This is a genomic window from Xanthomonas sp. LF06-19 (assembly GCF_034105425.1).
Lineage (GTDB): Bacteria > Pseudomonadota > Gammaproteobacteria > Xanthomonadales > Xanthomonadaceae > Xanthomonas_A > Xanthomonas_A sontii.
The window spans coordinates 364,775-379,102 of record NZ_JAXGGH010000003.1; the positions used below are offsets into that span (position 1 = coordinate 364,775).

The window sequence follows — 14,328 nt, forward strand, 5'->3', positions numbered from 1 at the left end:
CGGGGGCCACGCCTGCGCTGCACCGCTAGAGCCCCAGCTTACCGCATCCAGGCAATGTCCCGGCAATGTCCCCACCCCAGGAGCGAACCCCGACCATGGCCCAAGGCACCCTGCTGTACGCCCAGTCCGGCGGCGTCACCGCCGTCATCAACGCCAGCGCCGCCGCCGTCATCGGCGAAGCGCGGGCGCGCAAGGTCAAGGTGCTGGCCGCGCGCAACGGCATCCTCGGCGCGCTGCGCGAGGACCTGATCGACACCTCCAAGGAGTCGGCGGCGGCGATCGCCGCGCTGGCCCATACGCCCGGCGGCGCGTTCGGCTCGTGCCGCTACAAGCTCAAGTCGCTGGAAGCCGACCGCGCCAAGTACGAGCGCCTGCTGCAGGTACTGCAGGCGCACGACGTGCGCTACTTCCTCTACAACGGCGGCAACGATTCGGCCGACACCGCGTGGAAGGTGTCGCAGCTGGCGCAGGCGTTCGGCTACCCGCTGCACTGCATCGGCGTGCCCAAGACCATCGACAACGACCTGGCGGTCACCGACACCTGCCCGGGCTTCGGCTCGGCGGCCAAGTACACCGCGGTGTCGGTGCGCGAGGCGGCGCTGGACGTGGCGGCGATGGCGGAGACCTCGACCAAGGTATTTGTCTACGAGGCCATGGGCCGCCATGCCGGCTGGCTGGCCGCCGCGGCCGGACTGGCCGCGCAATCGCCGGACGACGCGCCGCAGATCATCCTGTTCCCCGAACGCGCCTACGACGAGGCCGCCTTCCTGGCGCAGGTGCGCAAGGTGGTGGACAAGGTCGGCTGGTGCGTGGTGGTGGCCAGCGAAGGCATCCAGACCGCCGACGGCCGCTTCGTCGCCGATGCCGGCGGCGGCACCGATGCGTTCGGACACAGCCAGCTCGGCGGCGTGGCGTCCTACCTGGCCGGCAAGGTCAAGGCCGAACTCGGCTACAAGGTGCACTGGACCCTGCCCGACTACCTGCAGCGTTCGGCCCGCCACCTCGCCTCGCGCACCGACTGGGAGCAGGCGCAGGCGGTCGGCAAGGCCGCGGTGCAGTTCGCGCTGAAGGGCATGAACGCGGTGATGCCGGCGATCGTGCGCAGCAGCGATGCGCCGTACCGCTGGAAGATCGAGGCGGCACCACTGCACAAGGTCGCCAACCACGAGAAGAAGATGCCCGCCGGTTTCCTGCGCAAGGACGGCTTCGGCATCACCGACAAGGCGCGCCGCTACCTGCAGCCGCTGATCCGCGGCGAGGCGCCGCTGCCCTACGGCACGGACGGCCTGCCCAAGTACGTGGCGCTGAAGAACGTGGCGGTGAAGAAGAAGCTGCCGGCCTGGGAGGGCTGACAGCGCGGGCGCACGATCGGCATGACGTCATCGGTGCATGCCGTAGCGCGCGGGATGTCGCCGTTGGCGCCAGCCTCTGCAGGCGCTGCGCCGGACCGATCGGGGGACGCGACAGGACGCTGCAGGGGTCCTGGCGCATCCACCACGGATGTCGGATTGCCTGCAGCTTGAGAGAAGACGAAGCCACCAGGATGCGCGACACGCACGAAGACCCAAGCAGCGCGTGCGGCCACGTGCGCTTCGATTGGCACAGCGACCCCATCACGCGTGCGACGCCGGTGGACGAGCACTATCGCAACACGCAGAACATGCGCCGCTTCCTCGTGACCATGTGCGGCGACGGCTTCGCGTTCGACCGGGCGTTCATGGCCTGGATCAGGAATGGCGTCGCCAAGACCATGGGCGACGTCGCCGACGAATGGCGGCGACGGCACACCAGCAACGTGCCGACCTGAGGCTCCGCGCGCCGCATGCGACGGATCGGCGACGGTCAAGAAGTGCGACAGCAACGCAAAGCGCAAAGCCGCCAAGCCTGTCCTGGATCCTGCTTTACGCAGGCATCGAGGGATCGCATGCGCCGTGCCTGTGCGGCCTCACGACAGCCACGTTACCGTGGCGCATACGCAGCGCCGGTCGCGGCCGCCCTGCCTGCGCGATGCAGGGCGTGACGGCCGAGGCGGCTCGGCAATCCTCCCGCTCAGCGGCAGGCCTTGCCTTCCACCGTCATCTGCGCGGTGAACTGCGGCACCTGCGGGACCTTGCCGGCGGCCGCCTGCTGCTTGGCCTCTTCCAGATAGATCCGCGACTGGCCCTGACCATCGCGCTCGGTGTTCAGCGCCACCGGCTTGCGCCACACCCGCACCACCGCCTGCTGCGACGGACAGGCGGCGCTGGGCACGCGGATCAGATCGTTGAACTTCCAACCGGTGGCCTCGCTGGGCTTGGCCTGGTCGAACTCGACCAACCTGGCGCGCGGCTGGCAGGTCGGGCTGCTGCGCACCGCGGAGAAGCGGTAGGGCTGCGCCGCATCGCCGGTGTACTCGCCCTCGAAGCGCACGCAGGCCTCGGGGATCTGGCGGATGGTATGCACCACGCCCACCGCCTGCGGCGCGCTGGCCGGGCGCTGCAGTTCCGGGGTCGGGTCGGCGGCTGCAGCGGCCAGCGGCGCCAGCGCACACAGGCCGAGGGCCAGGATCGAGGCGCGTGCGCGCAGCCTTGGGGAAATCGTCGATTGCATCGGAGGGCTCCTGGGAAGCGATGCGCCACGCTGCCACGCACAGACTGAACCGCACGCCAAAAGTGAGACGCCCTGCCTGGTCGCTGGCGGCATCACGGAGGCAGGCGCATACTCGCCCACGTTCAGGCCAGATGACATTGCGATACGCACCAGCGGCGCGCGTTGTGGCCGCGGAGTCGTTGCATGCTTCAGCTCCTACGGTGTGATCCCCCGGTATGTCCAGCGCTTGGGCGCCATCCACATCCTTGGGAGGGGTCATGCTGGAACGATATGCGGTCACCGTGGCACTGGCGTGCGCGGCTCTGGCGGTGCTCTACGGCATCGTCTCCACGCGCTGGATCCTGGCGCAGCCCGCCGGCAACGAACGCATGCGGCAGATCGCCGATGCGATCCAGGAAGGCGCCCGCGCCTACCTCAACCGACAGTACTTGACCATCGCCATCGCCGGCGCGGTCCTGCTGGTGCTGGTCGGGGTGTTCCTGAGCTGGTACACCGCCGGCGGCTTCGCGATCGGCGCGGTGCTGTCCGGGGTCGCCGGCTACATCGGCATGAACCTGTCGGTGCGCGCCAACGTGCGTACCGCCGAAGCGGCGCGGCGCGGGCTGGCGCCGGCGATGGCGGTCGCGTTCCGCGGCGGCGCGATCACCGGGATGCTGGTGGTCGGGCTGGGCCTGATCGGCGTGGCCGGCTACTACGGCCTGCTGCAATGGCTGGGACACAGCGTGGGCGACAGCCTGCATGCGCTGGTCGGCCTGGCCTTCGGCAGTTCGCTGATCTCGATCTTCGCGCGCCTGGGCGGTGGCATCTTCACCAAGGGTGCCGACGTCGGCGCGGACCTGGTCGGCAAGGTCGAGGCCGGCATTCCCGAGGACGACCCGCGCAACCCGGCGGTGATCGCCGACAACGTCGGCGACAACGTCGGCGACTGCGCCGGCATGGCCGCCGACCTGTTCGAGACCTACGCGGTCACGGTGATCGCGACGATGCTGCTGGGCGGGTTGATGGCCGCCGAGGCCGGACGCAACGCGGTGCTGTATCCGCTGGTGCTGGGCGGGGTGTCGATCGTCGCCTCGATCGTCGGCACCTTCTTCGTGCGCGTGCGCCCGGGCGGCTCGATCATGGGCGCGCTGTACAAGGGCGTGGTGGTCTCGGCGGTGCTGGCGGCGCTGGCGTTCTGGCCGGTGACCCAGCAACTGATGGGCGACACCGCCGCCGGTGCCGGCAAGCTCTACGGCTGCGCGCTGATCGGCCTGGCGCTGACCGGGCTGATCGTGTGGATCACCGAGTACTACACCGGCACCCAGTACAAGCCGGTGCAGCACGTGGCGCAGGCCTCGACCACCGGCCATGGCACCAACATCATCGCCGGCCTCGGCATCTCGATGAAGTCCACTGCGCTGCCGGTGATCGCGGTGTGCGCCGCGATCTGGGGCGCGTTCGCGCTGTCGGGCCTGTACGGCATCGCCATCGCCGCCACCGCGATGCTGTCGATGGCCGGCATGATCGTGGCGCTGGATGCGTACGGTCCGATCACCGACAACGCCGGCGGCATCGCCGAGATGGCGGAACTGCCGCCGGAGGTACGCGCGGTCACCGACCCGCTGGACGCGGTCGGCAACACCACCAAGGCCGTGACCAAGGGTTATGCGATCGGCTCGGCGGCGCTGGCGGCGCTGGTGCTGTTCGCCGACTACACCCACAACCTGCGCGCCGCGCACCCCACCGAAACCTTCGCCTTCGACCTGTCCGACCACACGGTGATCATCGGCCTGCTGATCGGCGGCCTGATTCCCTACCTGTTCGGCGCGATGGCGATGGAAGCGGTGGGCCGCGCCGCCGGTGCGGTGGTGGAGGAAGTGCGGCGGCAGTTCCGCGAGATCGCCGGCATCATGCAGGGCACCGGCAAGCCGCAGTACGACCGCGCGGTGGACATGCTGACCCGCTCGGCGATCCGCGAAATGATCGTGCCCTCGTTGCTGCCGGTGGCGGTGCCGATCGTGGTCGGCCTGTTGCTGGGCCCGCGCGCGCTCGGCGGCCTGCTGATCGGCACCATCGTCACCGGGCTGTTCGTGGCCATCTCCATGACCACCGGCGGCGGCGCCTGGGACAACGCCAAGAAGTACATCGAGGACGGCCATTTCGGCGGCAAGGGCAGCGAGGCGCACAAGGCCGCGGTCACCGGCGACACCGTCGGCGACCCGTACAAGGACACCGCCGGCCCGGCGATCAATCCGCTGATCAAGATCATCAACATCGTGGCGTTGCTGCTGGTGCCGCTGCTGTAGCCACACGCGCAGCGGGCATCGGCGACATGCCGGTGCCTGCTGCGCGTCCTTTGCCGCTACAGGCAGTCGATCAGACCGTCGTTGATGCTGTGCTCGCTGTGCGGCAGCGGCGCGAACAGCGGCCGCTCGCCCGACAGCGCCGCATACAGCGCGTGCAGCCGGGTCTGCGGCTGCAGCGGGGTCCGGCAGTGCCACAGCCGCGCATCGACCACGACCCGGCCGGTGTCCGCATCGATACTGGCCTCGCTGGCGCCGAAGCTCCAGATACACTCCCCGATCACCCCGTCGCGCTGGCGCACCGAGCAGCGATAGCGCAGCGGCCGGTAGTCGCTGTAGTCGCCTTCGCAGAAGGTGTCGCCGCAGAGCTGGTCGAAGTCGTGCGCCAACCGTTGCTCCAGGTCGGAGAACGCCTCCCAGCCCTCGCCCGGGGCGGGATAGTCCATCGCATCCACGTAGGCCGGTTGCGCCTGCTGCGCCTGCGCACCGCCGCAGGCCAGGACCAGCACCGCCAGCAGCGGCAGCATCGATTGCCGGATTCCGTTCATCGTCTTGCTCCTTGGGTGGGGACAGTGGCCACAGGATCGCCGCCACCCGATTCCGGCACCATCGGAATGCGCCCCATGCGGGCCGGTATGGAGTCCGAAACCGCTGTAGGAATCCTCCGAACCGCCGTGCGCTGCATTGCAACAGCCAACCGACTAGAATGCCTGCCTCTTTAGAAGCCACTCCACTGGAGCTAGCGCATGGGTCTGGAACTGGTCACCTCCGGCAAGAACCTGCCGGAAGAAATCAACGTCGTCATCGAAATCCCGAAGGATTCCGAGCCGGTCAAGTACGAAGTGGACAAGGCCAGCGGCGCCATCTTCGTCGACCGCATCCTCTCCACCCCGATGCGCTACCCGTGCAACTACGGCTACGTGCCCAACACCCTGTGCGGCGACGGCGACCCGGCCGACGTGCTGGTGGTGCTGCCGCTGCCGCTGGTGCCCGGCTGCGTGGTGCGCTGCCGCCCGGTCGGCGTGCTGAAGATGAGCGACGAGGCCGGCAGCGACGAGAAGATCCTGGCGGTGCCGGTGGCCAAGGTGTTCCAGGGCTATGCGCACATCGAGGACATCACCCAGGTGTCCGGCCACTGGATGGAGCGCATCGGCCACTTCTTCGAGCACTACAAGGACCTGGAGAAGGGCAAGTGGGTCAAGCTCGACGGCTGGGGCAACGCCGAGGAAGCCAAGCGCATCCTGCGCGAGTCCGTGACCCGCTTCGAAGCCGGCGCCTGAGCCGCCGCCACGGCGGGGCGCCGCCGCCCCGCCGTGGCTGATCCGTTTCACGTTTTGCCGTTGCCGGGGCGCCGCCCTTCGGGGTTTGCGGTACATTGCGCCATGGCATCACCGAGCCCGGTCCGTCCGCGATCCGGCTCTTCTTAGGGGACAGTCTCTTGCGCATCCTGTTCGTCGGCGACGAAGCCAGCCTTCCGTCCGAAGTCACTGAATACATTCGCGATCTTGGCGACGACTGGCAGGTCCAGAGCGTTGCCGACGGCAATGCCGCGATCGCCGCGGCGGCCACGGTGCGCCTGGATGCGGTGATCGCCGCGCCGACGCTGCCGGACCTGACCACCGCCACCCTGCTCGGCCAGATCCGCACGCTGAGCCCGGAAACCATCCGCATCGCGCTGATCGAGGCCGAACAGAGCAATCGCGCGCCGCCGGCGCGGATCATCGGCGTGGCCCACCGGTTCCTGCCGCTGCCGCTGTCCCCGGAAATGCTGCTGGAAGCGGTCACCAGCCTGGAGGAACTGCAGGAACTGCTGGGCAACCCGCGCCTGCGTTCCAGCATCGGCCGCATCGAGAAGCTGCCCTCGCCGCCGCATCTGTACCTGAGCCTGATGCACGCGCTGGAGCAGGACGAGGGCAGCAACGCCGCCGACCTGGCCAAGCTGGTCTCGGCCGACCCGGCGATCGCGGCCAAGGTGCTGCAGCTGTGCAATTCGGCGTTCTTCTCCAACGGCCGCACCATTTCCGACCTGCGCACCGCGGTGACCCGGCTCGGCACCGCCACCCTGCGTGATCTGGTCCTGGCCAGCGAAGTGTTCTCGGTGCAGGCGCTGTCCAACGCCGAGCGCAACGCGCTGCAGCAGCGCTCGCTGCTGGCGTCCAAGCTGGCCGCGAAGATGCTGCCGGCCTCCAGCGTCGAACTCGGTTCGACCGCGGCGCTGCTGGCCGACATCGGCCTGCTGCTGCCGGGCGTGCGCGACGAGCGCGAGCCGCCCACCGATGCCAACGACACCCGGCCGGGCCACGCCGAAGCCGGCGCCTACCTGCTGGGCCTGTGGGGCCTGCCGATGCCGATCATCGAGGCGGTGGCCTTCCATCGCCAGCCGCAGCGTTCCAGCACCCGCAGCTTCTGGGTCACCGGCGCGGTGCACGTGGCGATGGCGCTGGCCAGCGGCTCGGAGGTCGACGAGGAGTACCTCTCCAAGACCGGCATGCTCAACAAGCTGCCGAGCTGGCGCGAGCATGCCGAGAACCTGATGGGGCTGACCTCGGCCTGAGCCCGACCGTGGCGCGCGCGGCCTGCCGCCGCGTGAGCCGGATGGTGCCTTCTGCACTTCGCCGGCGTCCTCGCTGCCGTTGGCACACGTCTTTCGGCGCCTCTCGCGCCGCCATCGCGGCTCGCCAGCCGCCCAATCCGCACGACGGTCCGCCGCGCGCCCCTGCAGTGGTGCAACGCCTGCGCCATCCCGCGTCACGGTGAGAGCCGCTTCCCCGCGAGCGCGCAGTGGCCACGAGAGGAACCGCGTCACGACGCGAAGCTCGCTGTCGCAGGAGCGGCTGCGTTCGGCCACAGCGAGTTCATGGCGCCGACACGCGATGCCAAGTCGCTTTGCGTCGCATCGCCACCGGTCGCCGGACCACTGGCAGCGGGAAGCACCGGCCATCATGCGCCACGCCCCAGCTCGCCAACCACCTGTCCGCTGCCCGACACGCCACGTCACACACGCCGCGCAGGCACAAAAAAAGACGGGCCTTGCGGCCCGTCTTCGTGTCACGCAAACAGCTCGATCAGAAGCGCTGGGTGTACTTCATGTACACGTAGCGACCGATGTCGAAGCCGCCGTAGTAGGCGAAGCTGCTGTCCGGGGCCGAGTACATCAGCGGACCGCGGTGGTCGAACACGTTGTTCGCACCAATGGCGATCGTCGCGTCCCACGGCGCCCTCCAGTTGACCTGCAGGTCGTGGAAGGTGTTGGCACCGGTGTGACGCAGCGGATCGGCTTCGCCATTGGCAAAGTGGTCCGGCGCATCGCAGTAGTCAGCGGCGCGCGAGATGCACTTTTCCTTCATGCCGGAGTAGTAGCGCAGGGTGTAGTTCACACCGAAGTCGCCCATCGTCCAGTTCACGCCCAGGTTGGAACGCACGCGGAAGATGCCCGGAGTACCGACACTGCCGATGGTGATGTTGTCGCCCGCGGCGTTCTGGCCGGCTTCGTCGTACTTGCTGACGTAGCTGGTCTGCCAGTCGATCATGATCTTGCCGAACGCCATTTCCGGCAGACGGTAGCGGATGCCCAGATCGTAGCCTTCGGTCTCCATCTGGCCGAGGTTGGCCACACCGTAGGTCATTGCCGAGATGTGGCCGTCGGCGGCGCGGGTCACGCCGGCGCAGCGCTCGGCATTGCCCAGCACGTAGCAGTCGCGCAGGATGCGGTCGACGCTATCGGCGATGATCATGTCCTTGATCTCGTAGCGGTACCAATCCAGCGAGATGTCCAGGCCCTGCACCCAGCGCGGGCTCCACACCAGACCGGCGGTCTTGCTGGTGGAGGTCTCCGGACGCAGGTTCGGGTTGGAGCCGCTGATGAACTCGTCCGGGGTCTGGCAAGGAAGGGTCGAACACGGCACGTAGCCCTGGCCCAGCTGGGTGTAGCCGACCGGCACGCCGGCCGCGCTGCACGCCGCATTGCCGTTGACGCTGTTCGGCGCACCCACGCCGCACGGATCGATGTACGACTCGAAGCTGCTGTTCAGGCCGCCGTACAGATCGCTGATCGTCGGGGCGCGGAAGCCCTCGGCGTAGGTGCCGCGGACCAGCAACTCGTCGATCGGCTTCCAGGTGAAGCCGAACTTGGAGTTCACCGTGTCGCCGAAGTTGCTGTAGTCGGAGTAGCGGCTGGCCAGGTTCAGGGTCAGCTGCTTGGCGAACGCCATGTCGGCCAGGATCGGCACGTTCAACTCGAGGTAGAACTCGTCCAGATCGTAGTTGCCGGAGGTGGTCTTGGCGCCCAGGCCGGTGCTCTCACCCGACTGCGCGAAGGCGTCCGGCGAGAAGCGGCCTTCTTCCTTGCGGTGCTCGTAGCCGACCGCGATGCCGAGGTCGCCCGCCGGCAGCGTCGCCAGCGTGCCGCTCAGGTTGGCGGTGTAGCTGGTGGTCTTGGTCAGGCCGGTATCGGTGAAGTACGGGAACAGGAAGGCCTGGGTGTCCGCATCGGCCAGCGAACCCGGGCCAGCCACGCCGTACGGCAGCAGCGGGTTCCACGGGCGGCAGGCGCTCAGCGGGACCGGCGCGGCGGCGGTACCGCACTGGGCGACGCCATTGGCGTTGATGAAGGACGAACCCAGCGCCTGGCGCGAGGCGATCAGGCTCATGTCGCCGTGACCGGTCTTGGTGCTCTCGTTGCGGTTCCACAGCGCACCGACGTCCCAGTCCCAGGTCTTGTCGGCGAACTCGAAGGAGCCGCTGATGGTCGGCGCGAAGCGCGTGGTCTTCAGCTTGCTCTCGGTGGTGCGCGGCACTTCCCACAGGCGGCGGCGGAAATCGATGTCCTGGCCGATCGGGTTGAACGCGCTGTCGGCGGCCAGCGGGGTGCCGAACGCGGCGGACTGGTACGGATAGCCGGCGATCTGCTGATCGGTGGTGCGCTCGTTGTAGAGAATGTCGGCGTTGAAGACGATGGAGTCGGTCAGGTCGTAGTTGGCGTTGGCGAACACCGACTTACGCTCGATGCCGGTCTGCACCATCATCTGCTGGTTGGAGTTGGCACGCTCGGCCGCCGTCAGCGGGTGGTAGTCGGCCGGATTGTTCGGGTTGCCGCCCTGGTTCAGCGTCTGCCACACAGCGACTTCCGGATCCGAGCAATCCACGGTCAGCGGGTTGCACCAGCTGCCGTTCTGGCTGATCGGACTCCAGCCGCTCGGCGTCGAGTTCGGGCCACGGCTGCCGTCGCGGCTGAACCAACGGTTCTTGGCGAACACCGGATCCTGCTTGGAATACTCGGCGGTCAGCGCCACGCCACCGCGCTCGCCCTGGGTGCCGATGGTGAAGGAGTACTGCGAGGTCTTGCCGTCGCCTTCGCCGAACTGGCCGAACTCGGCCGAGACTTCGGCGCCGTCGAAGCGCTTGCGGGTGATGACGTTGACCACGCCGGCAATGGCGTCGGAGCCGTAGATCGACGAGGCGCCGTCCTTCAGCACTTCGATGCGCTCGATCGCCGCCATCGGGACCTGGCTCAGGTCCTGCAGGCCGGAGGTGGTCGCGCCCAGGCGCTTGCCGTTCAGCAGCACCAGGGTGCGCGCGGCACCGAGGTTGCGCAGGTCGACGTAGTAGCCGCCGACGTTTTCGCCGGAGGCCAGCGCATCGGCGCGCGAGATCGCCGGGGAACCGGCCGAGGTCAGGTTCTGCAGCACGTCGGCGACCGAGGTGTAGCCCTGGCGCTCCAGCGCCTGGCGGTCCAGGGTCAGGATCGGCTGCTGGGTTTCGACGTCGGCGCTACGGATGCGCGAACCGGTGATTTCGATCCGGTCCAGCGTGGTGGTGGACGAGGCGGCGGCTTCTTGCGCGCCGGCAATCGCCGGCGTCAACGCGATCGCGATGCTGGCGGGCAGCAAGCCCAGCCGCACTGCGGGAGTGCGAAGGTTCATCAATCTCTCCAGGGTAACGTTAGGGGCGTGTTAAGACGCCCTCGGCACGTTACGTTCCGGTGAGCGCGGCTGCTTTGCCGCTGTCGCCTGCAGACTTTGCCGATTCTGGCGGCACGGTGCTGCCATGGCGATATTGCGAGGCGGAGACACCGAAGCGTGCGCGGAACGCCCGCGCGAAGCTGCAGCAGTTGTCGAATCCGCTGGCGGCGGCCACCTCGCCGATCATCATGGTGGTGTCGCGCAACAGGTCCGCCGCGCGCTCCAGGCGCAGGCGCGCCGACAACGCCTGCGGGCTTTCCTCGTACAGGCTCTGGAACGTCTTGGACAGGTACCAGCCGGAGAAGTTGGTCAGCTCGGCCAGTTCGCTGATCCGCACCACGCGGTCGCGATGGCCGTCCAGATACAGCCGCGCACGCTGCATGCGCCCGAACACCTGGCGCTTGCGCATCCGCGAGCGCCCGGGACAACGCTGCACGCGGCGCGACAACTCGCCCTGCATGGAGGCCAGATGCAGCAGCACCGGCCGCATCGCCAACGCATCGCCGGGCCGCGCCGCCGCCTGTCGCCACAGGCGCAAGGCGGTCCGCGTCTCGCGCAGCGACAACTCGCCGCGCCCCGCATACAAGGTCTCGTCGGCCATCCGGCCCAAGGCCTTCAGCGCCTCGCCATCCAGGCTCAGACCGATGCACAGGCCGTCGCGGTCGGTCTGCAGCATCGGCCGCGAGTCGCGTTCGAAGGCCAGCCACTGGCCGCGGCGCAGGGCGAAACGCCCCTCCTTGGCCTCGATCCAGGCGCTGCCACGCAACTGCAGCCAGACCGTGAAGGCATTCGCCGAGGCCTGCACGCTGGCCAGGCGCGCCGCGCCCAGGCAGGCCGGACCCGCCGGCGCGTCGTCGGCGTCCAGCACCAGTTGTTGTCCATGATCGACCAGGAAAGATTGCCGCATCCGAGCACCTGCTTGACGTAAACCGGTGCGCAGTCTTTGCCGAATGTGGCGGCAGGTCAGGACGTCTTGGCGATAGTTGTCCGAAATCGCCACGACGCCCTTACGAACAACTTACGAAGCCTATTTTTCCTTCCGGATCAGCCAGTTGTGCGAGATGGTCGAGAACCATTCCGGCTGCTCGTGCAGGCGCATGAAGCCGATCTCGCTGCCATCCTCGACCGCCAGTGCCACATAGGCGTCGCCACTGCGCGGATCGATGCTGAAGCCGTTGACCGCACTGAAGTGGTCGCGGTCCAGGCACACGCTTGCAGCGAGGCCACCGTCGATCCGTGCCATGCGGCTGGCGCATTCGCCGGTCTGGAACAGGTAATGCACCGCACCCTCGGGGCCCAGCGCCCAGCTGCGGTAGCGCCACAGCGACGGCAGACTGTCGTCCACGACACGCACGCTGGCCAGGTCCAGGCTGGCATCGACACGCCACAGGCCGCTGCGCGCGAGCCGGGTGAACAGGATCTCCCCAGTGGCAGGATCGGCACGGACCTGGGAAACATCCGGCAAGGTCGCCAAGGGCCGCCAGGGCACCGCGCGCCGGTCGTACAACTGCAGGCGGGTGCGGCCGTTCTCGCCCAGCAGGACCAGCAGTTGACCGGGTTCGGCGGTGTACAACGCCTGCAGCGGCTCGCCGGCCGGCACCGGCAAGGCCGCCACACTGCCGGATTGCGGCCGGATCTCATAGATCGCCGAATGCCCCTGCGCATCGCGGCCGCTGACCAGCAACGCCTGGCTGTCGGCCGACCACGCCAGCGGCTGCCGGGTCTCCGGCCGCACGCCCTCGATCAGCCGCAACGAGGTCGGCTGGCGCACATCGCCCCACCACAGCGCGTAGCTGCCGTCGCGATCGGAGGTGAAGGCGAGTTGGCGCCCGTCGGGCGCGATGCTCGGCTGGCCGTCACGGCCGGTGGACGCGAACAGCCGCTGGCGCTCGCGCGGCACATCCGCCGCTCCCGACCGGATGCGGTACACGGCGAACTGCGGACGCCGGTGCACGAACGCCAGGCTGCCGCCGTCGCGCGCCAGCCGCGGCGCCTGCGCATCGCTCAGGCCCAGGTCGCGCAGGCGCCGGGTCTGCGTGTCCAGCCGGTACAGCCGGGTCTCGCCATCGACGCGGCGCCCGAACACGATGCCCTGCCCGTCGCGCGCCCAGTCCCAGCCGCGGATCTCGGCGAATTCGTGGGTCAACGGCTCGGCGGTGCCGCCGGCCGCCGGCATCCGCCACAGCCCGCCCATCTGCGGATTACGCACGAAGGCGATCCATTTGCCGTCCGGCGAGTAACGCGGCGCGTAATCGAAATCGCCGGCGGCGACCGGATAATCCAGCGCCGTCCAGCGCCCGCTGCCCAGATCCAGCACGCGGATGCCGCGCGCCGGCTGACGCCCGTTCATGCTGCCGAACACCAGGCCGCGGCCATCCGGCGTCCAGTCGAAGCTGAGCAATTCGCTGTCGTCGCAGCGCGCGACCTCGCGCGCGGGCGTGCGCCCGTCGGCCTGCACCAGCATCACCCGGCACTGGCGGTCGGCACCGAGTCGGGCGAAGGCGATGTGCGCGCCGTCGGGCGACCAGGCGGGCAGGCGGTCGGAGGCGCCGCGGGCCGGGACGCCCAGCGAGCGCGGGGGCGTACTGCCGGCGGCACCGCTGGTCGGCTGGATGAGCAGTTGGGTGCCATCGCTGCCGGTGGCGCGTGCGGCATAGGCCACCTGCGCGCCATCCGGAGACAGCGCCGGCTCCAGCTTGAACCCGGACATGGCGGTGATCAGCCGGTACGGCCGCTTGGGGCTGCCCAGCACGCGTTCCTGCTCGGCGCTGTCGGCGGGCACGGCCTCGGGGCGCGCGAACCACCACCAGCAGGCCAGCGCCAGCACCAGCATCGACGCCGCACCGGCGGCAGCGGCGAGCCATGACGGCGCGCGCCGCCGCGCCGCAGGGGCGATGGCGGGAACACGCGCCGCAGCCGTCTCCGTGGCGGCGTCCGTGTCCAGCGATGGAGCCGCCGCCGCGCCCGCCTCGGCCTCGACATCCGGCAAGGCCTGTACCGGTGCCACCAGGCGGTAGCCGGTCTTGGCCAGGGTCTCGATGTACACCGGCGCCTCGCCGCGCACGCCGGCCGCGAACGCCTTGCGCAATTGGGTGATGGCCTGCGTCACCACATCGTTGGTCGGTTGCGTGTCCGGCCAGACCTGCGCCAACAGCGCCTCGCGCTCCACCACCTGACCCGGTTGCGCCAGCAACACCCGCAGCACACCCATCGCCTTGGGCGTGAGCCGTTGCGGCCGGCGCGCGCGCGGGGCGTGCACCTCGCGCAAGGACAGCAGCACCAGGCAATCGCCCACCTGCATCCGTTGCGGAAGCGTCGGTGTGGAGAACGATGAGGAAACCATGTTGGACAACGAAGAACGCCGTGAGGGAGGTGCCGCGAATGCGGCGGCTGCGCGACCACGCGTGGCCCCGTGACAGAGGCCAACGAGCAAACTCGGCAAAACGAGGCAGCGGATGCCGCCAAGCGCGGCTTGTCACTCAATTCTACTCTAGTCA

The 14,328-nt window shown here is 69.0% G+C and carries 10 protein-coding genes; 5 read left to right on the plus strand and 5 right to left on the minus strand.

Annotated features, from left to right (window positions below; all coding sequences use genetic code 11):
* Positions 1–95 precede the first annotated feature (95 nt).
* The gene (locus SLW55_RS08575; protein WP_017917489.1) at positions 96–1,352 is read left to right on the plus strand and encodes a 6-phosphofructokinase; all 1,257 of its coding nucleotides are present in this window, start codon (positions 96–98) and stop codon (positions 1,350–1,352) included.
* 191 nt (positions 1,353–1,543) lie between these two features.
* Positions 1,544–1,807, plus strand: a complete 264-nt coding sequence (locus tag SLW55_RS08580; protein WP_267099646.1) for a DUF6434 domain-containing protein — start codon at positions 1,544–1,546, stop codon at positions 1,805–1,807.
* Positions 1,808–2,049: 242 nt separating this feature from the next.
* On the opposite strand, the gene SLW55_RS08585 is transcribed toward SLW55_RS08580, so the two are convergent.
* Positions 2,050–2,589 (minus strand): hypothetical protein, encoded by a 540-nt coding sequence (locus SLW55_RS08585; RefSeq protein WP_148829579.1) that lies wholly within the window; start codon positions 2,587–2,589, stop codon positions 2,050–2,052.
* A 257-nt stretch (positions 2,590–2,846) separates the two neighbouring features.
* Between SLW55_RS08585 and SLW55_RS08590 the strand changes: the two genes are divergently transcribed.
* Entirely contained in the window at positions 2,847–4,874 is a 2,028-nt protein-coding gene (locus SLW55_RS08590) for a sodium-translocating pyrophosphatase (protein ID WP_017910504.1), read from the plus strand.
* Between the two features lie 56 nt (positions 4,875–4,930).
* Here SLW55_RS08590 and SLW55_RS08595 read toward each other — a convergent pair whose 3' ends face one another.
* Complete coding sequence (locus SLW55_RS08595; protein WP_295841098.1) at positions 4,931–5,419, minus strand: hypothetical protein; 489 nt, start codon at positions 5,417–5,419, stop codon at positions 4,931–4,933.
* 198 nt (positions 5,420–5,617) lie between these two features.
* On the opposite strand from SLW55_RS08595, the gene ppa reads away from it, so the two are divergent.
* Together ppa and SLW55_RS08605 are read left to right on the plus strand one after the other, a co-directional pair.
* A complete protein-coding gene (ppa, locus tag SLW55_RS08600) occupies positions 5,618–6,151 on the plus strand; it encodes an inorganic diphosphatase (RefSeq protein ID WP_017917485.1) in 534 nt (177 codons plus the stop codon).
* A gap of 158 nt (positions 6,152–6,309) precedes the next feature.
* A complete protein-coding gene (locus SLW55_RS08605) occupies positions 6,310–7,425 on the plus strand; it encodes an HDOD domain-containing protein (RefSeq protein WP_017910507.1) in 1,116 nt (371 codons plus the stop codon).
* A gap of 511 nt (positions 7,426–7,936) precedes the next feature.
* On the opposite strand, the gene SLW55_RS08610 is transcribed toward SLW55_RS08605, so the two are convergent.
* The 3 genes from SLW55_RS08610 to SLW55_RS08620 all read right to left on the minus strand — a co-directional run bounded on the left by SLW55_RS08610 (position 7,937) and on the right by SLW55_RS08620 (position 14,174).
* Positions 7,937–10,792: a TonB-dependent receptor gene (locus tag SLW55_RS08610; protein WP_320744953.1), complete on the minus strand. Its 2,856-nt coding sequence runs from the start codon at positions 10,790–10,792 to the stop codon at positions 7,937–7,939.
* A 49-nt stretch (positions 10,793–10,841) separates the two neighbouring features.
* Positions 10,842–11,738, minus strand: a complete 897-nt coding sequence (locus SLW55_RS08615; protein ID WP_026144680.1) for a helix-turn-helix transcriptional regulator — start codon at positions 11,736–11,738, stop codon at positions 10,842–10,844.
* Between the two features lie 120 nt (positions 11,739–11,858).
* A complete protein-coding gene (locus tag SLW55_RS08620) occupies positions 11,859–14,174 on the minus strand; it encodes a winged helix-turn-helix domain-containing protein (protein ID WP_320744954.1) in 2,316 nt (771 codons plus the stop codon).
* Positions 14,175–14,328: the final 154 nt, after the last annotated feature.

Coding starts and splice junctions, on each gene's coding strand:
- SLW55_RS08575 (WP_017917489.1), top strand. CDS start 96: ATGGCCCAAGGCACCCTGCTGTACGCCCAGTCCGGCGGCGTCACCGCC.
- SLW55_RS08580 (WP_267099646.1), top strand. CDS start 1,544: ATGCGCGACACGCACGAAGACCCAAGCAGCGCGTGCGGCCACGTGCGC.
- SLW55_RS08585 (WP_148829579.1), bottom strand. CDS start 2,589: ATGCAATCGACGATTTCCCCAAGGCTGCGCGCACGCGCCTCGATCCTG.
- SLW55_RS08590 (WP_017910504.1), top strand. CDS start 2,847: ATGCTGGAACGATATGCGGTCACCGTGGCACTGGCGTGCGCGGCTCTG.
- SLW55_RS08595 (WP_295841098.1), bottom strand. CDS start 5,419: ATGAACGGAATCCGGCAATCGATGCTGCCGCTGCTGGCGGTGCTGGTC.
- ppa (WP_017917485.1), top strand. CDS start 5,618: ATGGGTCTGGAACTGGTCACCTCCGGCAAGAACCTGCCGGAAGAAATC.
- SLW55_RS08610 (WP_320744953.1), bottom strand. CDS start 10,792: ATGAACCTTCGCACTCCCGCAGTGCGGCTGGGCTTGCTGCCCGCCAGC.
- SLW55_RS08615 (WP_026144680.1), bottom strand. CDS start 11,738: ATGCGGCAATCTTTCCTGGTCGATCATGGACAACAACTGGTGCTGGAC.
- SLW55_RS08620 (WP_320744954.1), bottom strand. CDS start 14,174: ATGGTTTCCTCATCGTTCTCCACACCGACGCTTCCGCAACGGATGCAG.